The sequence below is a fragment of the Nonomuraea sp. NPDC048916 genome, assembly GCF_040649575.1.
In the GTDB taxonomy this organism is placed as follows: Bacteria; Actinomycetota; Actinomycetes; order Streptosporangiales; family Streptosporangiaceae; genus Nonomuraea.
The window spans coordinates 342,014-367,323 of sequence record NZ_JBEZFS010000012.1; the positions used below are offsets into that span (position 1 = coordinate 342,014).

The 25,310-nt window shown below is 69.1% G+C and carries 23 protein-coding genes; 15 read left to right on the forward strand and 8 right to left on the reverse strand.

The window, feature by feature from the left end; genetic code table 11:
* Positions 1–121: 121 nt before the first annotated feature.
* The 4 genes from AB0C16_RS15595 to AB0C16_RS15610 all read left to right on the forward strand — a co-directional run bounded on the left by AB0C16_RS15595 (position 122) and on the right by AB0C16_RS15610 (position 4,129).
* The gene (locus AB0C16_RS15595) at positions 122–2,779 is read left to right on the forward strand and encodes a nitrate- and nitrite sensing domain-containing protein (RefSeq protein ID WP_357683004.1); all 2,658 of its coding nucleotides are present in this window, start codon (positions 122–124) and stop codon (positions 2,777–2,779) included.
* Positions 2,776–3,198, forward strand: coding sequence for a roadblock/LC7 domain-containing protein (locus AB0C16_RS15600; RefSeq protein ID WP_357683006.1), 423 nt, complete (start codon positions 2,776–2,778; stop codon positions 3,196–3,198). The genes AB0C16_RS15595 and AB0C16_RS15600 overlap by 4 nt, the downstream gene beginning before the upstream one ends.
* A 66-nt stretch (positions 3,199–3,264) precedes the next feature.
* On the forward strand, positions 3,265–3,579 hold the full coding sequence (locus AB0C16_RS15605; protein ID WP_357683065.1) for a DUF742 domain-containing protein: 315 nt from the start codon (positions 3,265–3,267) through the stop codon (positions 3,577–3,579).
* Complete coding sequence (locus AB0C16_RS15610) at positions 3,560–4,129, forward strand: ATP/GTP-binding protein (protein WP_357683008.1); 570 nt, start codon at positions 3,560–3,562, stop codon at positions 4,127–4,129. Before AB0C16_RS15605 ends, AB0C16_RS15610 begins: the two co-directional genes overlap by 20 nt.
* 117 nt (positions 4,130–4,246) lie before the next feature.
* On the opposite strand, the gene AB0C16_RS15615 is transcribed toward AB0C16_RS15610, so the two are convergent.
* Together AB0C16_RS15615 and AB0C16_RS15620 are read right to left on the reverse strand one after the other, a co-directional pair.
* A complete protein-coding gene (locus AB0C16_RS15615) occupies positions 4,247–5,215 on the reverse strand; it encodes an SIS domain-containing protein (RefSeq protein WP_357683010.1) in 969 nt (322 codons plus the stop codon).
* On the reverse strand, positions 5,212–6,243 hold the full coding sequence (locus tag AB0C16_RS15620; protein ID WP_357683012.1) for a phosphotransferase: 1,032 nt from the start codon (positions 6,241–6,243) through the stop codon (positions 5,212–5,214). The genes AB0C16_RS15615 and AB0C16_RS15620 overlap by 4 nt, the downstream gene beginning before the upstream one ends.
* A gap of 249 nt (positions 6,244–6,492) precedes the next feature.
* Between AB0C16_RS15620 and AB0C16_RS15625 the strand changes: the two genes are divergently transcribed.
* From AB0C16_RS15625 to AB0C16_RS15640, 4 genes are read left to right on the forward strand one after another with little or no spacing between them, the layout of a single operon-like run.
* Positions 6,493–7,614, forward strand: a complete 1,122-nt coding sequence (locus AB0C16_RS15625) for a spermidine/putrescine ABC transporter substrate-binding protein (RefSeq protein ID WP_357683014.1) — start codon at positions 6,493–6,495, stop codon at positions 7,612–7,614.
* A 5-nt stretch (positions 7,615–7,619) separates the two neighbouring features.
* Entirely contained in the window at positions 7,620–8,486 is an 867-nt protein-coding gene (locus tag AB0C16_RS15630) for an ABC transporter permease (protein ID WP_357683016.1), read from the forward strand.
* Positions 8,479–9,258: an ABC transporter permease gene (locus tag AB0C16_RS15635; RefSeq protein ID WP_357683018.1), complete on the forward strand. Its 780-nt coding sequence runs from the start codon at positions 8,479–8,481 to the stop codon at positions 9,256–9,258. The genes AB0C16_RS15630 and AB0C16_RS15635 overlap by 8 nt, the downstream gene beginning before the upstream one ends.
* The gene (locus AB0C16_RS15640; RefSeq protein WP_357683020.1) at positions 9,245–10,291 is read left to right on the forward strand and encodes an ABC transporter ATP-binding protein; all 1,047 of its coding nucleotides are present in this window, start codon (positions 9,245–9,247) and stop codon (positions 10,289–10,291) included. Before AB0C16_RS15635 ends, AB0C16_RS15640 begins: the two co-directional genes overlap by 14 nt.
* Before the next feature lie 11 nt (positions 10,292–10,302).
* Here the strand turns inward: AB0C16_RS15640 and AB0C16_RS15645 are convergent, their stop codons facing one another.
* On the reverse strand, positions 10,303–10,908 hold the full coding sequence (locus AB0C16_RS15645; protein WP_357683022.1) for a TetR family transcriptional regulator: 606 nt from the start codon (positions 10,906–10,908) through the stop codon (positions 10,303–10,305).
* Between the two features lie 119 nt (positions 10,909–11,027).
* Here AB0C16_RS15645 and AB0C16_RS15650 point away from each other — a divergent pair, with 119 nt between their 5' ends.
* The 6 genes from AB0C16_RS15650 (at position 11,028) to AB0C16_RS15675 (ending at position 18,427) form a co-directional block, all read left to right on the forward strand.
* Positions 11,028–12,296, forward strand: a complete 1,269-nt coding sequence (locus AB0C16_RS15650; protein WP_357683024.1) for a glycosyltransferase — start codon at positions 11,028–11,030, stop codon at positions 12,294–12,296.
* A gap of 5 nt (positions 12,297–12,301) precedes the next feature.
* Complete coding sequence (locus AB0C16_RS15655; protein WP_357683025.1) at positions 12,302–13,699, forward strand: aminobutyraldehyde dehydrogenase; 1,398 nt, start codon at positions 12,302–12,304, stop codon at positions 13,697–13,699.
* Positions 13,700–13,949: 250 nt separating this feature from the next.
* Positions 13,950–17,027 carry a nitrate- and nitrite sensing domain-containing protein gene (locus AB0C16_RS15660; protein WP_357683027.1) on the forward strand — a complete coding sequence of 1,026 codons (3,078 nt, stop codon included), beginning with the start codon at positions 13,950–13,952 and terminating at the stop codon, positions 17,025–17,027.
* Entirely contained in the window at positions 17,024–17,446 is a 423-nt protein-coding gene (locus AB0C16_RS15665; protein WP_055507217.1) for a roadblock/LC7 domain-containing protein, read from the forward strand. The genes AB0C16_RS15660 and AB0C16_RS15665 overlap by 4 nt, the downstream gene beginning before the upstream one ends.
* 17 nt (positions 17,447–17,463) lie before the next feature.
* The gene (locus tag AB0C16_RS15670; RefSeq protein ID WP_225263479.1) at positions 17,464–17,868 is read left to right on the forward strand and encodes a DUF742 domain-containing protein; all 405 of its coding nucleotides are present in this window, start codon (positions 17,464–17,466) and stop codon (positions 17,866–17,868) included.
* 28 nt (positions 17,869–17,896) lie between these two features.
* On the forward strand, positions 17,897–18,427 hold the full coding sequence (locus AB0C16_RS15675; RefSeq protein ID WP_357683030.1) for an ATP/GTP-binding protein: 531 nt from the start codon (positions 17,897–17,899) through the stop codon (positions 18,425–18,427).
* A gap of 60 nt (positions 18,428–18,487) precedes the next feature.
* On the opposite strand, the gene AB0C16_RS15680 is transcribed toward AB0C16_RS15675, so the two are convergent.
* The 5 genes from AB0C16_RS15680 to AB0C16_RS15700 form a co-directional block, all read right to left on the reverse strand.
* On the reverse strand, positions 18,488–19,255 hold the full coding sequence (locus AB0C16_RS15680) for an ABC transporter ATP-binding protein (RefSeq protein ID WP_357683032.1): 768 nt from the start codon (positions 19,253–19,255) through the stop codon (positions 18,488–18,490).
* A 126-nt stretch (positions 19,256–19,381) separates the two neighbouring features.
* Positions 19,382–20,776: a dihydroorotase family protein gene (locus tag AB0C16_RS15685; protein ID WP_357683034.1), complete on the reverse strand. Its 1,395-nt coding sequence runs from the start codon at positions 20,774–20,776 to the stop codon at positions 19,382–19,384.
* Between the two features lie 84 nt (positions 20,777–20,860).
* Positions 20,861–21,637, reverse strand: a complete 777-nt coding sequence (locus AB0C16_RS15690) for an ABC transporter permease (RefSeq protein ID WP_357683036.1) — start codon at positions 21,635–21,637, stop codon at positions 20,861–20,863.
* Positions 21,634–22,443, reverse strand: a complete 810-nt coding sequence (locus AB0C16_RS15695) for an ABC transporter permease (protein WP_357683038.1) — start codon at positions 22,441–22,443, stop codon at positions 21,634–21,636. Before AB0C16_RS15695 ends, AB0C16_RS15690 begins: the two co-directional genes overlap by 4 nt.
* Positions 22,440–23,441 carry an ABC transporter substrate-binding protein gene (locus tag AB0C16_RS15700; RefSeq protein WP_357683040.1) on the reverse strand — a complete coding sequence of 334 codons (1,002 nt, stop codon included), beginning with the start codon at positions 23,439–23,441 and terminating at the stop codon, positions 22,440–22,442. Before AB0C16_RS15700 ends, AB0C16_RS15695 begins: the two co-directional genes overlap by 4 nt.
* A 387-nt stretch (positions 23,442–23,828) precedes the next feature.
* Here AB0C16_RS15700 and AB0C16_RS15705 point away from each other — a divergent pair.
* Positions 23,829–25,310 (forward strand): nitrate- and nitrite sensing domain-containing protein (locus AB0C16_RS15705; RefSeq protein WP_357683042.1); only part of this gene is annotated, 1,482 nt, incomplete at its 3' end.

Sequence of the window (25,310 nt, forward strand, 5' to 3'; positions counted from 1 at the left end):
GTCGCGTTATGTTCGCTTGGCCGACCTGGTACAAATGTGTTCCAATTACCCGCACCTGCTGGATTTCCCCACAGGTCCCAGGACCTTCACATACGCCGATTTGGGCGAGAGGTTGCGTTCGGTGAGTAGACAGTTGGGCGTGAGGCAGGCGGACGAAGGGAACTGGCGCCTGCGTAACTGGCGTGTCCGGGCGCGGCTCGTCGCCCTCATCCTGGTGCCGACCGCCGCCGCCGTGCTGCTCGGCGGCGTCCAGGTGGTCGCCTCGACGGGAGCCGCCGCCGACTACGCCCGCACCAACCAGCTAGCCCAGCTGTCCGAGCAGGTCGGCGCGCTCACCCACCTGGTCTCCGGCGAGCGCGCCCGGACCTCGTGGTTCATCGCCCGGGGTCGTCCCGACAACGTGCTGCCCGAGGTGCGCGGCCAGATGGCGCAGGTGGACGAGGCCGTCAAACAGGTCCGCGGGAACGCCACGCAGCTGCAGAGCAGCCTGACCGGCCGCACCGCCGACCAGATCGAGGCCATGCTCAGCCGGCTCGACGACCTGAAGGGGCTGCGCCAGCAGGCGATCGAGGCGGACCTGCTGCCCGGACCCGCCGTCGAGCTCTACACGATCATCATCGGCGACCTGCTCAACATCCACAACGAGCTGGTCAAGGGCAGCCAGGACGACGAGCTGTTCCGCCAGACCCGCATGCTCGACGCGCTCGCCCGTGCCAAGGAGAGCGTCTCGCTCCAGCAGGCGCTGGTCACGACGGTCCTGGTCGAGGGCAGGTTCGACCAGGAGGAGCTGAAGAGGTTCCTCGGCGAGCTCTCGCGCGAGAGCAACGAGCGCAAGCGCTTCGCCGCCGAGGCCAGCGCCGACGAGCGGCGCTTCTTCGACGAGACCGTCAACGGCAGGCCCGCCGACCGCATGCTGTTCCTGCGCGAGCTGGTGCTGATCAGGGCCACCGCCGGCCTGCCGCTGCGCGGGCTCGACCTGACCCGCGGTGAGAGCGGGAGCAGGCGCGACGACGCCACCGAGTGGTTCGAGGCGGGCAACGTCGTCGCCGACGCGATGCGCAAGGTCGAGGAACGCCAGGCCGCCGGCATCGTGACGCGCAGCGAGTCGCTCAGCTCCGACGAGCAGCAGCGGGCCTACGTGATCGCCGGCGCCGTTCTGGCGCTGCTCGTGGCCGTCCTGCTCATCACCACGGGCGTGGCCAGGTCGCTGGTCCGCCCGCTGCGCCGGCTGCGCGGCGAGGCGCTGGAGATCGCCGGACAGCGGCTGCCCGAGTTCGTGCAACGGGTGCGGGAGGCGCGTGACGGCACGGTCGACGTCGAGGTGCCGCCCATCGGCGTCTTCTCCAGGGACGAGGTGGGAGAGGTCGCGCGCGCCTTCGACGAGGTGCACCGCGAAGCCGTACGGCTGGCGGGCGACGAGGCGCGGTTGCGCTCCAACGTCAACTCGATGTTCGTCAACCTGTCGCGGCGCAGCCAGACGCTGGTCGAGCGGCAGCTCACGCTGATCGAGCGGCTGGAGCGCGGCGAGCGCGACGACACCCGCCTGGGCGACCTGTTCAAGCTGGACCACCTGGCCACCCGCATGCGCCGCAACAGCGAGAACCTCCTGGTCCTGGCCGGTCAGGAGGCGGCACGCAGGTGGAGCGAGCCGATCGAGCTGATGGACGTGGTGCGCGCGGCGCTCGGCGAGGTCGAGAGCTACGACCGGGTCAGCATCCAGGTCCAGTCGGAGGTCGCCATCGCGGGGCAGGCGGTGACCGACGTGGTCCACCTGCTGGCCGAGCTGGTCGAGAACGCCGTGTCGTTCTCCTCCCGCGACACCAAGGTGACCATCTCCAGCAGCCGGATCAACGGCGGCGGGCTGATGGTCTCCGTCACCGACAACGGCATCAGCATGAGCCCGGAGGAGCTCGCCCAGGCCAACTGGCGGCTGGCCCATCCACCCGTGGTGGACGTGTCGGTCTCGCGGCGGATGGGCCTGTTCGTGGTCGGCCGGCTGGCGCTGCGGCACAGCATCAGGGTGCAGCTCCGCCGCCAGGACATCGGCGGGCTGACGGCGATGGTCCTGGTGCCCGAGACCCTGCTCGCGCCGCTTCCCGGCCAGCTGCCCGCCGGTCAGCAGCCGGCCTCGCTCGTCCAGGCCGGGGCCCTGCGGGGGCCGGGCACACATGGCCAGGGCCTTTCGGGCCCGCAGGGTGGTGGCACGCAGGGCCCGCCCATGCACACGCCGCCCATGCACGCTCACGGCATGTCGGCGCCGGACATGCAGGACACACAGGGGCTGCCGTCGTTACAGGACATGCCGTCGATGCCCGGCCGCGGCCATCCCTCGTACGACGGCCTGCCACAGCCCGAGCCCTCCTCCTGGTTCACCTCGGAGAACACCCACTCCGCCGAGATACCGCGGCCCGACTTCGCGATCTCGGCTCCGCCGGAGCAGGAGCACGAGGAGTTCCTGCCGATCTTCGCCTCCCTCGACTCGAGCAGCTGGTTCACCAAGGCGGCCCCCACCGAGGACAAGCGCGAGGAGACGTGGTCGTCGCCGGCCGACACCGGCTGGCAGGTCGCGGGATCGGCCAGCGAGCCCGTGCGGGGCGGCACCACCACGTCCGGACTGCCCAAGCGCACCCCCAGAGCCAACCTGGTGCCGGGCACCGCCTCGCCGCAGCCCGCGCCCCTGCCTCAGCCCCCGATCTCGCCCGACCGGCTACGCAGCCGGCTCGCCAGCTACCAGCAGGGCGTGCGGAAAGGCCGCTCAGAGCTAGAGGAGGACGCATGATGCAGTTGAGCCAGGCGGCCAGGGATGTCAACTGGCTCGTCAGTGGCTTCGTCGAGGAGGTGCCCGGAGTCGCGCACGCCGTGGTGGTCTCCGCGGACGGACTGCCGATGGCCTTCTCCCGCGGTTTCCCCAAGGACCGCGCCGACCAGCTGGCGGCCATCGCGGCCGGCCTGGTCAGCCTGACCGAGGGATCGGCCCGCGTGTTCGAGGGAGGCGGGGTGACCCAGACCCTCGTGGAGATGCAGCACGGCCTGCTCCTGGTGGTGTCCATCAGCGACGGGTCGTCGCTGGCGGTGCTGGCGGCGCCGGACTGCGACATGGGGTTGGTGGCCTACCAGATGACGATCCTGGTCGAGCGCGCCGGGCAGGTGCTCACGCCCGCCGTACGCGCGGAGCTCTCGGCCTCGCGCCCCTGGTGATGGGAGTGGACGTTGGCATCGTGGCATGACGGCGAACCGGAGCCGGAGCGAAGCTCCCTGGTCCGGATGTACGCCGTCACCGGCGGCCGCACGGCGCCGAGGGGCGGGCTCGCCATGGAGGCGCTCGTCTCGTCGGCGACCTCGGTACAGCTCGGAATGACGTACACGCGGGAGTATCGTGCGATCAGCGAGCTGTGCCGTCAGGTGAGGTCGGTGGCGGAGGTGTCCGCGTTGCTGGCCATCCCGCTGGGAGTGGCGAGGGTGCTGGTCGCGGACATGGAGGCGGAAGGGCTGGTCAGGGTCTACCAGCCACAGCTAGAGGCAGGGCTGCCTGACAGGCGCCTGCTCGAAAGGGTGCTCAGTGGACTTCGCAGGCTCTAGTTCGGGCCTCACCTCGACGAAGATCGTGGTCGCGGGTGGATTCGGTGTCGGGAAGACGACGTTCGTGGGAGCGGTGTCCGAGATCATGCCGCTGACCACGGAGGCGGTGATGACGGACGCCTCGTCGGGCATCGACGACCTGGCGCACACGCCGGGCAAGACGACCACGACGGTGGCGATGGACTTCGGGCGGATGGCGCTCGACCGCGACCTGCTCCTCTACCTGTTCGGGACCCCGGGCCAGCACCGGTTCTGGTTCATGTGGGACGACCTGGTGCGCGGCGCGATCGGGGCCGTGGTGCTCGTGGACTCACGGCGGCTGGCCGACAGCTTTCCGGCGATCGACTACTTCGAGGAGGCCAAGCTGCCCTTCGTGATCGGCCTCAACGGGTGGGACGGTCACTTCCCGCACATGGAGAACGAGGTGCGGGAGGCGCTCACGCTCTCTCCCCACGTGCCCGTCATCCGCACCGACGCCCGCGCCCGCGAAGCGGTCAAGAACACGCTCATCGCGCTGGTGGAACACGCCCTGACCGTCCGCGTGCACTGACCGTCCGCGTGCCCTGACCGTCCGCGTGCGCTGAGTGTTCGCGTGCGCTGAGCGTCAGCGCGCCTTGACCGTTCGCGGGCGCCGGCACCGGTCGCAGGTCGCCACGGCCGATCGGCCTCAGGAGCGGGCCGACCACCAGTGGGCCGCGACCAGCTCCGCCACCAGGGTCTCGGTGAGCAGCGCCACGTCGGCGTCGTCGTCGTGGCGGTAGCGGATCGAGGCCGCGGCGCCCTTGAGGTCGGCCCCCACGGCCAGCACCGTCGAGCCGCGCTCGCGGACCCAGTCCATGGCCTGCTCGTCGTAGCGGGAGCCGGGGAAGACCAGGGCCCGGTAGTCGAGGGTCTTGGTGAGGTAGACGTCCACGTGCGACCAGTCGCCCGTCTCGCAGGCGTCGGCGGGGCGGCGTGGGCCCTCCCGCACCATCAGGGCCGACTGCTCCGCCGACGACAGGCGTTCCGCGGGCGCGATGGCGTAGACGCCGTGCGGGCCGTCGAGGAGCTCCAGCGCCACGGGGAGCCACTCGTCGCGGCGGTCCAGCAGGTCGGCGGTGGCCTCGGCGGCGCGCCGCACCAGGGCCGCCACGTCGAGCTCCCGTCCGGCGCCCACGAGGTGTGACCGCAGGGCGAGCAGCAGGGCGAGGGTGTGCTGGAACGTCCGGCACGCGACGCCGCCCCGCTCCTCGCCCGCGAGCAGCGGGACCACCAGGTCGGCCGGCTCGCCGATCGCCGAGCCGGGGTCGTTGGTGAGCGCGGCCATGAACACCTCCGTGCCCGCGTAGCGGGCCACCGCGTCCAGGGTCTCCCGGCTGCCGCCCGTGGCCGAGATCGGGACGACCAGCGTGCCCCGGGAGGCCGGGTAGGAGGCGGCGGCCGAGGCGTACTCGGCGTAGGCGTCGATCCCGGCGGCGCGCAACCGGAGGGCGGCCACGCCGGCGGCGTAGCGGGAGCTGCCCATGCCGAGGAAGAGCACCCGCTCGACGTTCCGGGGGAGGGACTGGAAGGGGTCGGCCGCGTCCAGCGACTCGGCCAGCGCGGCCAGGGCGGCCGGTTTGGCCTCGAGGTCGGCCAGGTAGAGCTCGGGGTTCACGGTGTCTCCTCAGGGTCGGGGTAGCGGGCGCGCAGGACGCCCATCGGCGCGTAGCGCCAGCGGGGCAGGTGGCGGGCCGCGTAGATGAGCTCGCGGCACTCCTGCTCGATCTCGAACGGGCGGATCAGCGACTCGTCCAGCAGGTCGGGCCGGCCCCGTTCGACCAGGCGGCCGCGGTAGGCGGCCAGCAGCCGGCCGCGGGCCGTCCGCGCCCAGCCGGCGGCCCGGCCGGGCGGTGTGCCGCGGCGTTTGACGGCCACCTGGGCCACGTGTTCGAGGCTGGTGGTGAGCTGGGCGAGGTCCCGGGCCGCCGGTTGGTACGGCTCGGCCTCGGTGACCGTCGGGTTGCCGTCGAAGTCGATCACCGCGTAGCCGTCGCGCCAGCGCAGGATCTGGCCCACGTGCAGGTCGCCGTGGATGCGGATCAGCGGCGTGGTGATCGGCGTGGTCAGGGGGGCCAGCTCGCGGGCGAGGTCGCCGGCCCTGGACGCCAGCCATCGGCCGTCCTCGCCGCCGGTGAGGTCGAGCGCCTCCTCCAGCGCCCGCTCGGCCCGCGCCGACGCGCGCAGGGGGCCGCCGGCCGTATCGGTGCCCGGAAGGGTGGCGAGGGCGAGGTGGAGATCGGCGGCGAGGCGGCCGAGGTCGCCGGCGAAGGCGGTGCGGCCGCCCTCGGCCTCGTCGACGCACCACTCCCAGCCGTCGCGCGCCTCGGGCAGGTAGCCCGTGATCAGGGCCAGCAGCACCTCGCCGGACTTTTCACGGAGAGTCAAGGCCGCGTAGGGAGGAGCGGTTTCCTTGAAGCCGGCCTCAACGAGATGGGCGAGCACGTCGAGGCTCGGATGCGGCATCGGCGCGGGCGGTGTCAGCCACTTGACAACGACCTGATCACCCACCACCACCGAATAGTTTGTCTGATCGACGTGCTCGCCGAAAGCACGCTCGGCCGGGACCCCGACGTGGGATCCGGCCTCGTGGTGCGAGAAGCTGGGCAACTGCTGGAACCTGCGCAGCGCGAAGGGCTGTGGCACGTCGCCGTCCAACAGCGTGACCAGCGCGGCTGTGAGACCGCGATCTCGCTCTGTGAGATTTCTCTCACCCAGGGAGATCAGTCGTCCCCAAATTGAATCCGAATTCAACAGTCTGACCAAACTTCCAGGTAGTAATGTCCGCAAAAGTCTTGCTCATGTTGATTTCTGCTGCAACACTCCTGCTCTGGTCTCCCGTGCCCGGTTGGTCGCGTGACCCCTCGTACCTCGGAATCCAAAGGAGTAGCGGCCGTGTTCCGTACCCGGTTCACCCGTCGTCTTCCGGCCGCCGTCGCGGCGGCCGGCCTCGCGCTCGCTGTCGCGGCGTGCGGCGGTGAGTCGACCGACAGCGCAGAGACGGCCCCACAGGCGACGGCCGCCCAGCTCAACCCCAATGCCGACCTCTCGAAGCAGTCGCTCAACGTGACGGTGTGGGACGGATACACGCCGAAGGAGCTGACCGAGAAGTTCAAGGAGAAGTTCAAGGTCTCCGACATGAACATCGTGCTGCACGCCACCAACGAGGAGGCGATGACCAAGCTCACCGCCGGCGGCGACAGCGGCATCGACGTGGCGTTCGTGTCGGGTCAGTACGCGCAGGCGCTCAACGAGCAGGGACTACTGGAGCCTATCCACCCCGAGCTGATCCCCAACCTGTCCAACCTGTACCCCGAGGCCACCCAGCTCTCCTACGACAAGGGCAACAAGATCTCCGTGCCCTACACCTGGGGCACGACCGGCATCTGCTACCGGACCGACCTGGTGAAGGCGCCGCCCACCAGCTGGAACGACATCCTCAAGCCGCCGGCCTGGGCGGACAAGAAGGTCACCATGATGACCACCGAGCGCTGGCTGGCCCTGCCCGCGCTCAAGGTCCTCGGCTACTCGGTCAACACCGACAAGGACGAGGAGATCGCCAAGGCCAAGCAGCTCCTCCTCGAGGCCAAGCCCCACCTGCTCAAGTACGACGACACGACCTTCGGTGACCTGCTCGTGTCGGGCGACGCCGTCATGGTCGAGGCGTGGGACGGCTGGTGCCCGACCACGGACGAGAAGCAGAACATCAAGTTCGCGGTGCCGAAGGAGGGCAGCGACCTCTGGGTGGACACCATGGTGATCATGAAGTCCTCCAAGAACAAGGAGGCCGCGCACGCCTTCATCAACTACATCCTCGACCCCGAGGTGCACCGCTGGGCCGCCGAGAACATCAACTACAAGGTGCCCAACAAGGCCGCGATGGACCAGGTGAAGGTCGCCCCGGGCTCGCTGCTGGGCATCAAGCCGGCCGAGCTGCTCGACGGTGAGTCGATCATCGACCTGGGACAGGCGTCCACGAAGTTCACGCGCCTGTCATCCGAGGTCACGGCAGATTAGTCGCAGTGAAGCCGCAAGCTGCCGCCCGGCCGGTCTCCCCCGTGAGGGAGCGCCGGCTGGGCGCGTTCGTTTTCCTCGCGCCCGGGCTGGTCTACCTGGTCGTGCTGATGCTGGTGCCGCTGGCGCTGGTGCTCAGCAACGTCTTCTTCCAGCGAGGGCGTTTCGGCGGGCTCGTCTACGAGTTCACCACCGAGAACTTCACCCGCCTGATCGACCCGCTCTACCTCGGCGTGGTCGGCGACTCGCTGAAGATCGCCGCCGTGACCACGCTGATCGCGCTGCTGCTCGGCTACCCGACGGCCTACCTGATCGCCCAGCTGCCACCGAAGTGGAAGACGATCGCGCTGGTGGCGATCGTGCTGCCGTTCTGGACCAACTTCATCATCCGGGTCTACGCCTGGATCATCCTGCTCAACGGGCAGGGCCTGATCAACTCCGGCCTCAAGGTGTTCGGCCTCGACCCGCTCGAACTGCTCTACACCGACGGCGCCGTCGTCACCGGGCTGCTCTACTCCTACCTGCCGCTGATGGTGTTGCCGCTCTACGCCGCGATCGACAAGCTCGATCCGCAGCTGCGCGAGGCGTCGGCCAACCTGGGCGCCTCGCCGCTCACCACGTTCCGCAAGGTGACGCTGCCACTGACCGTGCCGGGCGTGCTGACGGGCTCCCTGTTCGTGTTCGTGCCGAGTTTCGGCAACTTCGTCATCCCCGAGATGCTGGGCGGCGGTAAGTCGATCATGGTGGGAAACCTGATCCGCACCGAGTTCCTCAAGGCCCGCGACTGGCCGTTCGGCTCGGCGCTGGCCACCGCGCTCGTCGTGGTGCTCGTCCTGCTCCTCATCGCACAGGCCCGGGCGGCCCGCCGTGCGTAGGTCGAGGCTGCTGCACGTCCCGTTCTGGTTCACGTACTTCTTCCTGTACGCGCCGATCGTCGTGCTCGTCATGATGTCGTTCAACTCCGGCAAGTCCGCCTACACCTACGAGGGCTTCAGCCTCAAGTGGTACGGCGTGCTGGCCCAGGACAAGAAGGTCATGGAGGGCCTGGTCAACACGCTGGTCGTGGCGGTGGGCTCGACGGTGATCGCCACCGTGCTGGGCACGCTGCTGGCCGTCGGCCTGGCCAGGTACACCAGGTCCAAGACCCTCGACGCCTTCGCGCTGATGCCGGCCGTCCTGCCCGACCTGGTGCTCGCGATCGGCCTGCTGGTCTTCTACGGGCTGGTCCAGTTCACGCTCGGCCTCTACTCGGTGATCCTGGCGCACGGGGTGTTCGCGATGGCCTTCGTCGCCGCGGTGGTGCGCACCCGGCTGGCGGGCGCCGACACCTCGCTGGAGGAGGCCTCGCGCGACCTCGGCGCGGGCCCGGTCACCACGTTCGTGAAGGTCACGCTGCCGCAGCTGGCTCCCGGCATCGTCGCGGGCGCGCTGCTGGCGTTCACGCTGTCGCTGGACGAGTTCGTGATCGCCTTCTTCACGATCGGCAACCTCGAACAGACGCTGCCGATCGTCATCTACTCGATGATCCGTTTCGGGGTCACGCCTGAGATCAACGCACTGGGCACGATCCTGCTGCTGGTGAGCTTCACCGCGGTGATCGTGGGCCAGCGCCTGACCAAGATCGGTGAGTCACGTGCTCAAGATTGACGGGATCACCCGCCGGTTCGGCGACGTGACCGCGCTCGACGACGTCTCCCTGGAGATCGGGCAGGGGGAGTTCTTCGCCCTGCTCGGCCCCTCGGGCTGCGGCAAGACCACGCTGCTGCGCATCATCGCGGGGTTCGAGACGCCCGACGGCGGCACCGTGACGCTCGACGGCGAGGACCTGCTCGGCAGGCAGCCGAACCGGCGGCCGATCAGCCTCATGTTCCAGTCATACGCGCTGTTCCCGCACATGACCGTGGCCAAGAACGTCGCCTACGGCCTCGAACGCGAGAGGCTGCCCCGCCAGGAGATCAGGAAGCGCGTCGGCGAGGTGCTGGAGACCGTCGGCCTGTCGGCCCACGGCGACAGGAAGCCCGCGCAGTTGTCCGGCGGCCAGCGCCAGCGCGTCGCGCTGGCCCGCTCCATCGTCAAGCGCCCGCGCCTGCTGCTGCTCGACGAGCCGCTCTCGGCCCTCGACAAGAAGGTCCGCGCGGACATGCAGCTGGAGCTCAAGCGGCTGCAGCACGAGGTCGGCATCACGTTCGTGGTCGTGACCCACGACCAGGAGGAGGCCATGTCGCTCGCCGACCGCATCGCGGTCTTCGAGCACGGCCGCGTGCGCCAGGTGGACGAGCCGGTCGCGCTCTACGAGAGGCCGCGCACGCCGTTCGTGGCCGACTTCGTCGGCGCCAACAACCTCTTCGAGGGCACGGCCGGCCCCGAGACGCTGCTGACCGAGGACTTCGGCCCGCTGTCCGGCACCCCGCTGGACGGGCTGGAGGAGGGCGCCAAGGCTCTGCTGGGCGTCCGGCCGGAGAAGATCCGGCTGCGCGAGGCGGAGACTCCGGACGGACTCGGGGGGACCGTGCTCGACGTCAGCTTCTACGGCGGCGTCTCACACATCTCGGTCGACGTGCCCGGCCATGTCAGACCCGTCCTGGTGGCCGTCCAGGGAGCCAGCGGCGTGCAGCCGGGGGCCGAGGTGAAACTCCACTGGGAGGCGCCCGACGCCGTCATCATCCCGGGGGCCAGATGAGACCCGGCGGCTCAGTGGACGAGATCGTTGCCCGTCGCCGTGCGCGCGTAGGACAGGATCAGCTCGGCGGCCTCGGCCGGGCCGATGAGCGGGTGCCTGGCCGTGATCCGATAGCCGTAGGCGTCCTCCAGGGCCACCAGGTTGCGCGCGATCGTCAGCGAGTCGCCGCTCAGCCTGAACACCCCCAGCGCGGCCCCGGTGTCCAGGATCGACTGGTACATCGACACCTGGCGGTCGTAGAGCGAGGTGAGCAGCACGCCGTACATCCGGTTGCGGCCGGCCGCCCCGCCGAGCTCGTTGAGCAGCCGCACGTCCGGGTCGAGCGGCCCGGTCGGCAGCCCCGACCTGACCGTCGTGGCCAGCTTCGTGACCGGGTCGGTGATCGTGGCGAGCTGCCGCAGCCGCTGCTCGTAGAACCTCTCCATCCCGGCGTGCTGGGCCTCGACCAGCAGCTCGCTGAGGTCGGGATAGTGATAGAGCACGGCGCCGGAGGTCAGCCCGGCCTCCTCGGCGACGTGCGAGAGCTGGACCCCGTCAACGCCGTGCCGGATGATGGCCCGGCGCGCGGCCTCGATCAGGTCGATGCGCCGGTCGGTACGGCTCTTGCGCTGGGCCATGCTCACCACCCTTTTTTGTCTTTTATTCAGGAAGCCGTGACCATAGTGCCGTGAAGTTGACCTTCACGCTAGACGAGCATTTGAATTGGCGTTCAACTTAACAGCCCCCGGAGTGCATGATGTCTCTCACTGTCCTGTTCATGCCGGAAAGCGCCTACGGGCCCACCAACAACAGCATCGGCATCGGCGACATCCTCCGCCGCCGCGGCCACCGCGTCGTCTTCGCCGCCGAGGCGTCCTGGAAGGGCAAGCTCGCGGCGCTCGGCTTCGAGGAGGACCTGGTCGACCTGGCCCCTCCGGCCGAGGAGGAGCAGGACGCGGGTCAGTTCTGGAAGGACTTCATCCGCGAGACCGCGCCCGAATACCGCAAGAGCACCCTCGAGCAGCTCGAGACGGTCACCAAGCCGATCTGGGAGTCGCTGATCGACGGCGTCAAATACTGCGAGCCGCAGCTCAAGGCCATCATCGAGCGGGTCCAGCCGGACGTCATCGTCGAGGACAACGTGATCACGTTCCCGGCGCTGCTCACGGCGGGCAAGAAGTTCGTCCGCATCGTCTCCTGCAACCCGCTCGAGGTGCGCGGCGAGAACATCGCGCCGGTCTTCTCCGGCCTGCCCGCCGCCGACCGCGGCGAGTGGGAGGCCTTCCGCGCCGAGTACGAGCGCACCCACCGCGAGCTGTGGGACTCCTTCAACGAGTGGTGCGTCGAGCAGGGCACCGAGCCGCTGCCCGACCTCGACTTCATCCACGAGGGCGACCTCAACCTCTACGTCTTCCCGGAGATCCTCGACTACGTGGCCGACCGCCCGCTCGGCGCCGGCTGGCATCGGCTCGACTCCTCGGTCCGCGAGACCGACGAGCCCTTCGAGCTGCCCTTCCAGCGGGGTGAGGGCGCGCTGGTCTACTTCTCGCTGGGCTCGCTCGGCTCCTCCGACGTGGAGCTGATGCAGCGGGTGATCGACGTGCTGGCCACCACCCCGCACCAGTTCATCGTCTCCAAGGGCCCGCTGCACGAGGAGATCAAGCTGGCCGACAACATGTGGGGCGCCGAGTTCCTGCCGCAGACCAAGATCATTCCGCTCTGCGACCTGGTGATCACCCATGGCGGCAACAACACCACCACCGAGGCCCTGCACTTCGGCAAGCCGATGATCCTGCTGCCGCTGTTCTGGGACCAGTACGACAACGCCCAGCGGGTCGACGAGCTCGGCTACGGCGTCCGGCTCTCCACGTACGGCTTCACCGACGAGGAGCTGACCGGCGCCCTCGACCGCCTGCTCGGCGACACCTCGCTGCGCGACCGGCTGGCCGCCGCGGGCGAGGAGATCCGTGGCCGCGACGGTCTGCGCAAGGCCGCGGACCTCATCGAAGAAATCGGACAGAAGTAGTAACGATGCGCGAACTGATCAACCCGGCGACCGGACAGCTCCACGACACGGTTCCCGACACACCGGTGGAAGGCGTGGCGCGGGCCGTGGGCAGGGCCCGCGCCGCCTACGCGGAGTGGGCGGAGACCACGCCCGGCGAGCGGGCGCGGCTGCTGCTGCGGCTGGCCGACCTGGTCGAGGCCGACGCCGAGGAGCTGACCCGGCTGGAGGTGGAGGACACCGGCAAGCCCGCGCCGGTCTTCCGCGACGGCGAGCTGCCGTTCGCCGCCGACAACCTGCGCTTCTTCGCCGGAGCCGCCCGCTCGCTGGAGGGCTCGGGCGCCGGGGTGTTCAGTCGCGGCTACACCTCGATCCTGCTGCGCCGTCCCGTCGGCGTGGTCGGGTCGATCGCGCCGTGGAACTTCCCGTTCGTGATGGCCGTCTGGAAGCTCGGGCCGGCGATCGCGGCGGGCAACGCGGTGGTCATCAAGCCGGCGCCGCAGACGCCGCGCACCACCCTGCGGCTGGCCGAGCTGTTCGCCAAGGCGGGGGCGCCCGACGGGCTCGTGCAGGCGGTCACCGGCGACGCCGAGGTGGGCGAGGCGCTGGTGACCGATCCGGGCGTGGACATGGTCAGCGTCACCGGTTCGACCGAGACGGGCCGCGCGGTCATGACGGGCGCGGCCAAAACGCTCAAGCGGGTGCACCTGGAGCTTGGCGGCAAGGCTCCCGCGCTCGTGTTCGAGGACGCCGACCTGGCCGAGATGGCGGGCGGCGTGGCCATGGGCGCCACCTACAACAGCGGCCAGGACTGCACCGCCGCCACGCGCGTCTACGTCGCGCGGCAGGTGTACGACGAGGCGGTAGAGGCGATCCGGGCAAGACTTGCCGAAATCTCCGTGGGAGACCCCTGGGACCCGGCCACGGACATCGGCCCGCTCATCTCGGCGGAGCACCGGCGGCGGGTGCATGGCTTCGTGGAACGCTCCGGCGGGCGCGTCGTCCATGGCGGGCGTCCGGTCGACGGTCCCGGCTTCTACTATCCGCCCACACTTGTGACACATGTCGCGCAGAACAGCGATATCGTCCAGGGAGAACTTTTCGGCCCCGTGCTCGTGGTCCTCCCGTTCGATGGCGAGGATGAGGCCGTCAGGCTCGCCAACGACACGCGCTACGGCCTGGCCTCGTCGGTGTGGTCGCGCGACGTGGCGCGGGCGATGCGGGTTTCGCACCGCCTCGATGTGGGTGTGACCTGGGTCAACGACCATCTTCCGATCGCCAGCGAGGCTCCGCACGGCGGGGTCAAGGGCAGCGGGTTCGGCAAGGACATGAGCCAGGAGGCGGTGCAGGAGTATTCGGTGACCCGTCACCTGATGGTCAAGCATGCGATGCCGGTGGAGCGCGACTCTTTCCGGCCAGCCTGAAAAACACGTACGGCGATATGCGGCCCAAGAATCACAATTGGTCGTATTTGATGGGAAATGTCCGGTTGGCCGATCTGGTACGGGTTGTGTTCCAATTACCCAGCCCCGACAAATCCCATGCGCCCCACGCGTGTCAGATTTTCGAGCACGTACCGGCGAGAGGTTGCGAGAGTCAGTGAGGACGGATAACCCCAGGCACACCAAGTCCGGGGAGCACACAGGCGGACGGTTCCGGCTGGGGAACTGGCGCGTGCGCTCAAGGCTGGTGGCGCTCATCCTCATCCCCACGGTCGTGGGCGTGCTGCTCGCCGGCGTGCAGCTGGCCGACGCCATCGGCACCAGCGCCGAATACCGCCGGCTGACCCAGGTCGCCGAGCTGGTCCAGCGCACCGGTCAGCTCTCGCACGAGCTCGGCAAGGAACGCACCTTAACGGCCTGGTACATCGCGGACCGCCGCCGAGCCGGTCGGCTGGCGCTGCTCGGCACCCAGCGCAAGGCGGTCGACGCCGCCAAGGAGCGCGTGCTCACCGCCATAGAGGCCATCGACGCCTCCCACTCGCCGCGTGTGCTCTCCGAGATCGTCGAGATGCGCCGGTGGCTCGACGGGCTCAACGGCCTGCGTGAGTCGATCGTGGGAGACAGCGTCCCGCCCCGGGCCGCCGTCCGCACCTTCTCCACCATGATCGAGGTCCTCGCCAGCCTGCAGCGCGACCTGGCCGACGGCGTCAGCGACGACGCCCTGCAGGGAGACGTCGCCGCCCTCAGCGCCCTCGGCAGGATGAAGGAAGAGGTCTCCCGCCAGCAGGTCATCCTGGTCGTGGCGCTGATCGAGCGGCAGCTCGACTACGACGACCTGTCCGACTTCCTCGGCTCGTGGAACCGCCAGCAGGCCGAGCTCGCGAGCTTCGAGCAGGAGGCCGGCGCGGCCGACCTGGCGGCCTACCGCAAGGGTATGAAGGGCGTCCAGATCGACCGCGCCGACGCCATGCGCCAGCGCGCCCTGGCCCAGCTGCGCGAGTACAAGACCATCAGGGACCTCGACGTCACCTCACGCCGCGACCTGACCCTCTGGCACGAGAGCACCACGCTGGCCGTCAACGCCATGCGCAAGGTCGAGGACGGCCTGGCCACCGGCATCGTGGCCAAGACCCGCGAGCTGAGCGACGCCGAGCAGCGCAGCGCCATCGTCACCGGCGCGATGATCCTGGTCCTGCTGCTCCTGGTCCTGGTGTTCACCACCCGGGTGGCCGGCTCGCTGGTGCGCCCCCTGCGCCGGCTGCGCGCCGAAGCGCTCCAGGTGGCCACCACCCGGCTGCCCGAGACCGTCCGGGTGCTGCGCGAGTCGGGCGACGGCGCCGCGGTGCCCGAGGTGCCGTCGATCGGCGTCACCACCCGCGACGAGATCGGGGAAGTGGCCCGGGCCTTCGACGAGGTCCACCGCGAGGCGATCAGGCTGGCCGGCGACGAGGCCAAGCTGCGCGCCAACGTCAACTCGATGTTCGTCAACCTCTCCCGGCGCAGCCAGACCCTGGTCGAGCGGCAGCTGCAGCTCATCGAGGGCCTGGAGCAGGGCGAGGAGGACGAGAACCGGCTCGCCAACCTGTTCCGCCTCGACCACCTGGCCACCCGCATGCGCCGCAACAGCGAGAACCTCCTGGTCCTCGCCGGCCAGGAGGCCGCGCGTAAGTGGAGCGAGCCGGTGCCGCTCGTCGACATCGCCCGGGCCTCGCTGTCGGAGGTCGAGAACTACGAGCGGGTCCAGATCCAGATCCCGTCCGGCATCCAGATCGCCGGCCCGGCCGTCACCGACTCCGTGCACCTGCTCGCCGAGCTGATCGAGAACGCCATCTCGTTCTCGCCCCGCGAGAGCAAGGTCCAGGTCACCAGCAGCCCGGTCGAGGGCGGCGTGCTGGTGACGATCAACGACCTGGGCATCGGCATGTCGGCCGACGAGCTGGCCGAGGCCAACTGGCGCCTGGCCAACCCGCCGGTCGTGGACGTCGCGGTCTCGCGGCGGATGGGCCTGTTCGTGGTCGGCCGCCTCGCGCTGCGCCACGGCATCCGGGTCCAGCTGCGGATGCGGGAGACCGGCGGCCTGAGCGCCATGGTGATGATGCCCGACCTGCTCATCGCCGGAGCTCCGGGCACCGTGCCGCAGCCGCGCGGCCAGTACGAAGCCTTCACCGACTTCGACCCGAGCACGTTCGACCAGGCCTCGGCCAACGGCACCGGCGTCTTCGCCTCGCCGCCCGGGGCCCTCGACCCCCCCGCGCCGCGGATGGGCGACATGCCGCTGGACACCCAGTGGCCGGGGTCGCTGCCCGTGCCCGGCACCGGCAACTGGCCGTCGTTCGCCGAGGAGGCGCCGAGGCAGCCGGAGGAGCCGCGCTGGTCGTCGTTCCCCGAGGAGGCGCCGCCCGCCCGGGACGAGCAGCGCTGGCCCTCCTTCGCCGACGAGGCGCCCCGGGCGGAGGAGCCGAGGTGGCCGTCGTTCTCGACCGAGCCGCCCCCGGCCAAGCAGGACGAGCCGCGCTGGCCGTCGTTCGCCACCGAGCCGCCTCCCGCCCAGCAGGAGACGCGCTGGCCGCCCTTCGGCGAGGAGCCGCGCCGGTCGGTCTTCTCCACGGACGAGCCGAAGTCTCCGTTCGCGGCCGAGGAGTCACGCTGGCCGTCGTTCGCCGAGACCTCCCCGCCCGCCGAATCGTACGGGCAGAACGGTCATTCGGCCTTCGACCCGTTCGGTCCCGGCGAATACTCCTCACAAGACCTGACCGGCCCGCTCCCCATCGTGCGCAGCTCGCCGATGGAGGACCAGGGTGACGAGTTCCTGCCGATCTTCTCGTCGGTGGGCTCCGACTGGTTCCGCAAGCCAGACCACGAGCAGCTGCGGCCGAGGCAGGAGGACGACTACGACGCGGAGCCGGAGACCGCCATCCAGCCCGCCGTGCGGTTCGACCGTGACCCCGAGCCCTCACTCGAGCGTCGTCCCGAGCCCCAGGAGTCGCCGGAGCGGCCCAGGCTGCCGCGGCGCACGCCGGGCGAGTCGGGTGTGAGCGTGTCGTGGTCCTCTCCGGCCGACAGCGGTTTCCAGGCGGCGCAGGCCGCGGCCGAGCCGGCCAAGGGCGGTCTGACCGCCTCCGGCCTGCCGCGCCGCGTGCCGAAGGCCAACCTGGTCCCGGGTACGGCGAGCCTGGCCGAGCCGCAGGCCACGTCACCGGCGCCGCAGATCTCTCCCGAGCGGTTGCGGAGCCGGCTCTCGAGCTTCCAGCAGGGTGTGCGGCAAGGTCGGGCGTTCACCCGCGGAGAAGATAACGAGGAGGAGAAATGAGAGAACTAAGCCAGGGAGCGCGTGGCATCAGTTGGCTGATCACTGATTTCGTCAACAACGTGCCAGGTGTCGCGCACACCGTCGTGGTCTCGTCTGACGGTTTGCCACTGGCCTTCTCCGAGGGTTTCCCGAAGGACCGGGCCGATCAGCTGGCCGCGGTAGCCTCGGGTGTGATCAGCCTGACGCAGGGCGCGGCACGCGTCTTCGAGGGCGGCATGGTGACACAGACCGTCATCGAGATGCAGCGCGGACTGCTTATGATCATGTCGATCAGCGATGGTTCCTGCCTGGCCGTGCTCGCGGCGCCCGACTGTGACATGGGCCTGGTGGCCTACCAGATGACGCTGCTGGTCGAGCGGGCGGGCCAAGTGCTCACGCCGGCCGTACGCGCCGAGCTGCAGGCGGCCCGTCCGCGATAGGGCGGTGACAGGAGATCATGGTGTCAGGTCAGGGTTGGGCTGGTGATAGTACCCCGCCGCATCCGGCGGTTCCCCGTTCGCAGAAGTCGAGCTCCCTGGTGCGGCCCTATGCCGTGACCGGGGGCCGCACGGCTCCGCGGATGAAGTTCGCCATGGAGGCGTTGGTGTCCTCCGTGACATCCGAATACCAAGACATTTCCCTACTAAGTCCGGAGTATCAGGCGATCATTCAGCTGACCAGAAATGTCAGGTCGGTGGCTGAGATCTCCGCCCTTTTACGCCAGCCTCTCGGCGTGGTCCGGGTACTGATCGCCGACATGGCGTCGGAAGGCCTGATCCGCGTGCACCAGCCTTCGCTGGACGAGGGGAAGCCGGACCTCAACTTGCTCGAAAGGGTGCTCAGTGGACTTCGCAGGCTCTAGCCCCGGCCTAACATCGACGAAGATCGTCGTGGCCGGTGGCTTCGGCGTGGGCAAGACGACGTTCGTGGGTGCGGTCTCGGAAATTCTGCCGCTCACCACGGAGGCGGTGATGACGGACGCGTCCGCCGGGGTCGACGACGTCTCGCTCACTCCCAACAAGACCACCACGACCGTGGCCATGGACTTCGGCCGGGTATCTCTGGATCGCGATCTGATCCTCTACCTGTTCGGCACGCCGGGGCAGCATCGGTTCTGGTTCATGTGGGACGACCTGGTGCGCGGCGCCATCGGCGCCGTGGTGCTGGTCGACACGCGGCGGCTGGCCGACAGCTTCCCGGCCATCGACTACTTCGAAGAGGCCAAACTGCCCTTCGTGATCGGCATCAACGGCTGGGACGGGCAGTTCATGCACCAGGAGGAGGAGCTACGCGAGGCGCTGTCGCTCAATCCGCACACGCCGATCATCCGCCTCGACGCCCGCGCCCGTGACTCGGTCAAGAGCACGCTCATCACGCTCGTGGAGCACGCTCTGACCCGCCACATGCACACCCCCGCCTGACGGTCGCGGGCGATCGCCCGCCCCACGCGTGAGTGCCGCCGGACGAAGGTCCGGCGGCACTCACGCGTGGGGCGGGCGATCGCCCGCCACCGTCAGGCCGGGGTGTTGCACGAAGTCGGGGTGCTCGCGGGTGGTGATCTGGTCGCGGGGGGCCGGCAGATCCACCTTGAGGTCGCCCACCACGTGCGCCGGGGCCTTCGACAGCACCACGACCCGGTCGCCGACGTAGACGCTCTCGTCGATGTCGTGGGTGATGAGCACGATCGTCATCTGGTGGTGCCCGCGCACCTTCAGCACGAGGTCCTCGAGGTCCTCGCGCGTCTGCGCGTCGACCGAGCCGAACGGCTCGTCCATGAGCATGAGCGTGGGCCGGTAGGCCAGCGCGCGGGCGATCGCCACCCGCTGCTGCATGCCGCCCGACAACTGGAACGGGTATTTGCGCCCCGCGCCCTCCAGCCCGACCGACTCCAGCGCCTCGTGCGCGGCCTCGCGACGCTGCTGTTTGTCCATGTTCCTGCGGCGCAGCGGCAGGGCGACGTTGTCGGCCACCGACATCCAGGGGAACAGCGAGCGGCTGTAGTCCTGAAAGACGACGGCCAGGTTGCCGGGCGTCTGACGCACCAGCTTGCCCTCGACCCGGATCTCACCGCCGGTGGGTGTGATGAGCCCGGCGATGGAACGCAGCAGCGTCGACTTCCCGCAACCGGAGGGCCCGACGATGCACAGGAGCTCACCCTCGGCGACGCTCAGCTTCAGCCCTTCGATGGCGCGATGCTCGTTGGGGCTGCCGGGGCCGTATACGTGTGTGAGGTTGTCTATCTCGAGCAAGGGATTTCCTTGGGGGGAAGCCGGAATCAGTACATCGACTCTAGCGAAGCCGGGAATAGTTGCATATGCGAAATGTCCATTCCCGGCGTTCGATGACCTTGTCAGTTCTCCCGGTCAGCCCCTCGGTCAGCCCTCGGAGTCAACCTGGGGTCTGCGGAGGTAGCGGCCCAGCGGGCGGCCCACGATCTTGCCGGCGTCCAGGACATGGTTGCCGCGCACGAACGTGTCGGTGACCTTCGCGGTCAGCTCGAAGCCCTCGAACGGGGTGTACTCCTGCGCCGACTCCGACTCCGCCGCCCGCACGGTCCACGTGCTGCCGGGGTCGACCAGGCAGATGTCGGCGTCGAAGCCCGGGGCCAGGGTCCCCTTGTCGCGCAGGCCGTACCTGCGCGCCGGGTTCCACGAGGTGAGCGCGGCGACGCGCCCGTACGTCAGGCCACGCCGGCGGCCCTCGGTGATCAGGCCGGGCAGCAGGTACTCGGCGCCGCCGAAGCCCGCCTTGGCCAGGAACACGTCGTCGGCCGGGGCGCCGAACTTGAGCTCCTCGCGACAGCAGGCGTGGTCGCTGACCACCCAGTCGACCGTGCCGTCGAGCACGTACTCCCACAGCGCCTCGACGTCCTCGCGCGGCCTGATCGGCGGGTTCACCTTGGCGCCGAGCCCGCTGGCGGTGTCGATGTCGGCCAGCAGGTGGCCGATGGTGACCTCCCGGCGGAAGTCGATGTGCGGGAACGTCCGCGCCATCCGCACCGCGGCGTCCATCGCCTTGCGCGAGGACAGGTGCAGCAGGTTGACGTTGCCGAGGCCGGTCTCGTGGGCCAGGTAGGAGGCGATGAAGACGGCCAGGCCCTCGGAGTGCGGCGGGCGGGAGGCGCTGTAGGCGGCCAGCCCGCTCAGCTCGCCGCTCTCCTCGACGAGCTTGGTGTAGGCGGTCATGATCTCGGCGGTCTCGCAGTGCAGCGAGAGCGAGATCTCGTCGGCCAGTTCGGGGAAGCGCTCGCGGGCCGCCTGCACGCCGCGCATCACGAACTCGAAGTGGGCGTAGTCGTACCGCTCGTCCTCGGGCAGCATCAGGAACGCGTTCTGGTCGGCCGAGCGGCCGTGCAGCCCGTGCCCGCCGTAGAACATGAAGATCTTGAACGACGACACCCCGAACCTCTCCACCAGGTCGGGCAGCTCGTCGATGTGCGCGCGGGACATGGGCGCGAGGTGGAACCCGTAGTCGACGTACGCCCGTTCCTCCGCGTGCTCCAGCACCTCGGGGAAGAAGTCGGCGTACGGGCCGCCCTTGTTCAGGTAGTACTGGCCGGTGCGCATGTAGGTGAGCGCGGTCGTGACGCCGCCCTGCGCGCAGGCCCTGCTCTCCGAGGCCGTGTCGTCGGCCAGGTGGTTGTAGATGCCCCAGTGCTGGTGGGCGTCGACGACTCCGGGGAAGGCCAGCCGGCCGGCGCCCTCGATCACGTCTGGCACACCCTCGGTCGGCTGACCGGGGGCGATCCGCTCGATTCGGCCGCTGGTCACAGAGATGTCCGCTAGGACGGGTTCGTCCCGATCGTGTGTGACCACCTGGACATTCTTCAGTAATAGGTCTGTCACATCCGCCTCCTACGCGGTGCCGCGAGCGCCGCGATGCCAGGTGAGCACGCGTCGCTCCGCCAGCAGGAACAGGGAGTTGAAGGCGTAGCCGAGCACTCCGAGCACGACCACGCCGGCCCAGATCGCCGGCATGTCGGCGTTGCTGCTCGCCACGCTGAGCAGATAGCCGATGCCGTCCGTGCTGCCCTTTAGTTCCGAAATGACCATCAGGATAAGCGCCAGAGAGACGCTTAGCCGGAGACCCGCGAAAATTTTCGGGGAAGCCGCGGGCAGGATGATCCGGAACAACCGCAGATGCGGGGGCAGCCCGAAGACGGTCGCGGTGTCCATCTGCAGGTGGTCGACGTTGCGGGCCCCGTCGATCGAGTTGAGCAGGATCGGCCAGATGATGCCGAAGACGATGGTCGCCACCTGCACCTGCGTGCCCATCTGGAACAGCACCAGGAAGACCGGCAGCATGGCGGGAGGCGGCACGGCCCTGCCGAACTCGACCAGCGGATCGATGTAGTCGGCCAGCCACGCGGTCCGCCCCAGCGCGACGCCGAGCCCGACGCCGAGCACCACGGCCGCGGCCCACGAGCCGACCACCCGGACGATGCTGGGCACGAAGTTGTCCACGACCTCCTCGGTGAACAGGAACGGCCCGGAGAACCACATCTCGTACATCCTGGAGGCGATGAGCGTGGGCGGCGGGAAGAACGGGCTGGCGGCCGAGGTGGCGGCGAACTCCCACCCGACGAGGACGACCGGCACCAGCCAGAGCCGCTTGACGATGGTCCAGGTCACGCGAATCGCCACCTGAACAGCCGCCGCTCGGCCCGCTGCAGCACGGTGTTGACGGCCAGGCCGATGGCGCCGGCCCACACCAGGGTCGCGATCACGTCGACCATCGCGTCGGAGCCGATGCCGGTGCTGGCCTGGATGAGGAACGCGCCGATGCCACCGGAGCCGCCGACGAAGTACTCGACGCTGATGGCCAGGATCAGCGTGATCGAGGCCGCGAGCCGGATCCCGGTGAAGATGAACGGCGCGGCGCTCGGCAGTGACACCCGGATGATGACCGAGCCGGGGCCGAAGCCGAACGAGCGCAGCGTCTCGGTGGCCACCGGATCGACGTCACGCACGCCGTACAGGGTGTTGATCAGGATGGGCCAGGCGGCGGCGTAGACGATGAGGGACACCTTGGCGTTGATCTCGGGCTGGAACGCGAACAGGGCCAGCGGGATCAGCGCGACGGACGGGATGGGCCGCAGGAACTCGACGATCGCCCGGGTCATCTCCTCGACGACGGGCACGGTGCCGAGGAGCAGGCCGATGGGGACGGCGACGAACACGGCCAGCGGCAGGCCGATGGCGGCCGCCGTGAGCGTGGAGAGCAGGTCGCCGAGGAAGGCGGGGTCGAAGGCGAGCCCGACCACCCGCGCGAGCGAGTCGGAGGCGGTCGGCAGCCAGGTGAGCAGGCCGGTCCGGCCGGCCAGCTCCCAGAGGAGCAGAAAGGCCGCCACGCCGATGACGTGGCGGACGAGCTTTCCGAGCCTGGCGCGGGAAGGGTGAAGCCGGTCTCCCCGCGCCAGTGTGGTCGTCGTCGTCATCCCTGAGAGGTGACGATCATCGAGGAGACGTCGATCTTCTCCTTGATGAAGCCGTACTCGAGCATCAGGTCCGCGACCCGCTGGATGCGCTGGGCGCTGAGCGTGGTCGGGTAGGCGCCCAGGTTGATCGTGGCGGCGGTCGCGGCCGGGATCTTGGTGAAGGTCGGCAGGATCTTCGTCACGGCGCTGCGGTCGGTGGCGGCGATGTTCTGGGCCTTGGCCATCGCCCGCTGGAAGGCGGCCATCGTCTTCGGGTTGGTGGCCACCCACTTCTCGGTGGCGGCCCAGCCGGTGATCGGCAGCGCCTCGGTCGGTCCGGACATGGTGTCGACGAGCATGGTGGCGCCGAGCTTGTTCTTGGCCTCACTGACGTACGGGTCGGTCATCCAGACCGCGTCCACGTCTCCCTTCTCCAGCGCCGACAGCCAGTTGGTGGTCGGCACCTCCACGTACGTGACGTCCTTGTTCGGGTCGGGCGGCGGCTTGAGCCCGCTGATCTTGAGGTGCGGGTTCATCGTGAGGACGCCGAGCCCGGCGAGGGAGTTGACGCCGATCTTCTTGCCCTTGAGGTCGGCGACCGTCTTGACGGGGGAGTCCTTGCCCACCATCACGCCGAAGGCGCCGGCCGCGCCCTGGTAGGAGTCGGCGATGTACTTGAACTTCTCCGATCCCGTGCTCTGGATCGTCAGGATGGTGGCGTAGCTGCCCAGCACGACGTCCATGCTGCCGTTGGCCAGTTTGGGCAGCACCGCCTGCGGGGCCTGGATGGCCTCGGTCTTGACAGTGAGGCCCTGCTCCTTGAAGAAACCGCGTTCTATGGCGATGAACAGCGGGGCGGAGTCGGCGCCAGGATACTGGCCGATCAGCAGGGAAGTCTTCTCTAGACCGTTTGCGTTGGTGGCCTCCGTGGTCTTGCCATCCGGGCTGGAACACCCCGTAATGACAAGGGTGGCTACAAGTCCAATCAGGGCGGTGCGCCCTTGAGCACCGAACCTCATGTTGCGTCTCCTTTGATCGGGGGTGATCGACGACGGTCGCACCCTAGCGCAGGCAACCCCTTGCGCATGGTCCCCCGATTCTGGAAATTATCAATATATATGCGGAAATAATGATCACACTGTATTCATGGAGGTATGTCCAGGTTCGAAGTGGACAGATGGGTGGCGTTCATCCCGAACGTGTGGCTACTGTCGAGGCGTAGAGACATGTGCTAGGTGATCGATCGACCGTGACCTTTACGATCGATATCGATTATCAGTTGAACATAAATGGGATTTCGGGCCTAACGTGTCCCCGGGGGCGGCACACAGGTCACGCGCACGCACAATCAGATCCTCTTGCACCAGACCATCAAGGAGAGGTCGCGGAGGCCAGTGAGAACTACATTGCCCCCAGCAGGCGGGGACGCCGGCTTACCTCCCGAGACGCCCTCGCACCCGACCCCCCATGCCAAAGGCAGGTCGGCACGGGCGGGCGGGTTCGGGCTGCGCAACTGGCGCGTACGGTCGAAACTCCTCGCGCTGATCGTCATCCCCACCGTGGCGGCACTGATTCTCGGCGGATTCCGCGTCGCCTCCTCCGCCAGCAGCGCCAACGAGTACGAACAGGTCAACGAGACCGCGGTCCTGGCCAGCAAGCTGACCGAACTGGCCCACGAGACCGAGCTGGAGCGAGATCTCACCGCCACCTACGTCGCGCAGGGGCGCAGGGGAGACCGAAACCCCGTCACCGCCCAATACTCCGCGGTCGACAGGCTCGTCGAGGAGTCCCGGAGCGGCGTCGAGGCGCTCGCCAACTCGGACAGCCCCCAGCGCGCCCAGGGCGTACGCGTCCTGAACCGGTTCGACGAGCTGGCCAACTCCCGCAAGACGGCGGTCGAGTCCAAGCTGAACGTCGCCTCGGTGATCGCGCTCTACGACCAGTCGATCTCCGACTTCCTCGCGCTCAACGACAACATCGACCAGGGCGCCGTGGACAAGGAGCTCAGCGACAGCGTCGCCGGCTTCGCCGCCCTGTCCAGGGCCAAGCAGTTCGTCTCGCGGCAGCGGGCGCTGCTCGTGGCCGCGCTGGCCGCCGGGCGCTTCGGCAAGGATGAGCTGGACGCCTTCATCGCCGCGCGCGCCCAGCGTGACGGCGAGCTGGCCACCTTCCGGACCCAGGTGCCGCTCGACCTGCGCCAGGCCTACGACGACACCGTCAGCGGGCAGGCGGTCGACCGGGCCGAGCTGATCCAGGCCCGCGCCATGGCCCTGCAGGACGCCGGCCTGCCCCTGACCGACAGGGGGCTCGGCCTCACCCGCGACGGCCAGGCCTGGTTCGGCGCCGTCAGCAAGACCATCGACGGCATGCGCGAGGTCGAGCAGCGGGTCGCCGACTCGATCCTGCTGCGCAGCCGTACCGTCCAGGGGGCCGAGCAGCAGGGCGCGATGATCTTCTCCTTCGCGATCGTGGCCCTGCTGATCCTCGTGCTGCTGGTCACCGTGGTGATGGCCCGCTCGCTGAGCGGCCCGCTGCGCAGGCTGCGCCGCGAGGCGCTGTTCATCGCCGGCCGCAGGCTGCCCGAGACCGTCCAGCAGTTGCGCGAGTCCGACTCGGCAGGACAGGTGCAGGTGGAACCGATCGGCGTCGTCTCCGACGACGAGATCGGTGAGGTGGCGCGGGCGTTCGACGAGGTTCACCGCGAGGCGGTGCGCCTGGCCGGCGAGGAGGCCAGGCTGCGCAGCAACGTCAACGCGATGTTCGTCAACCTGTCGCGGCGCAGCCAGACGCTGGTCGAGCGGCAGATCACCCTGATCGACGGGCTGGAGCAGGGCGAGCAGGACGAGAGCCGGCTGGCCAACCTGTTCAAGCTGGACCATCTGGCCACC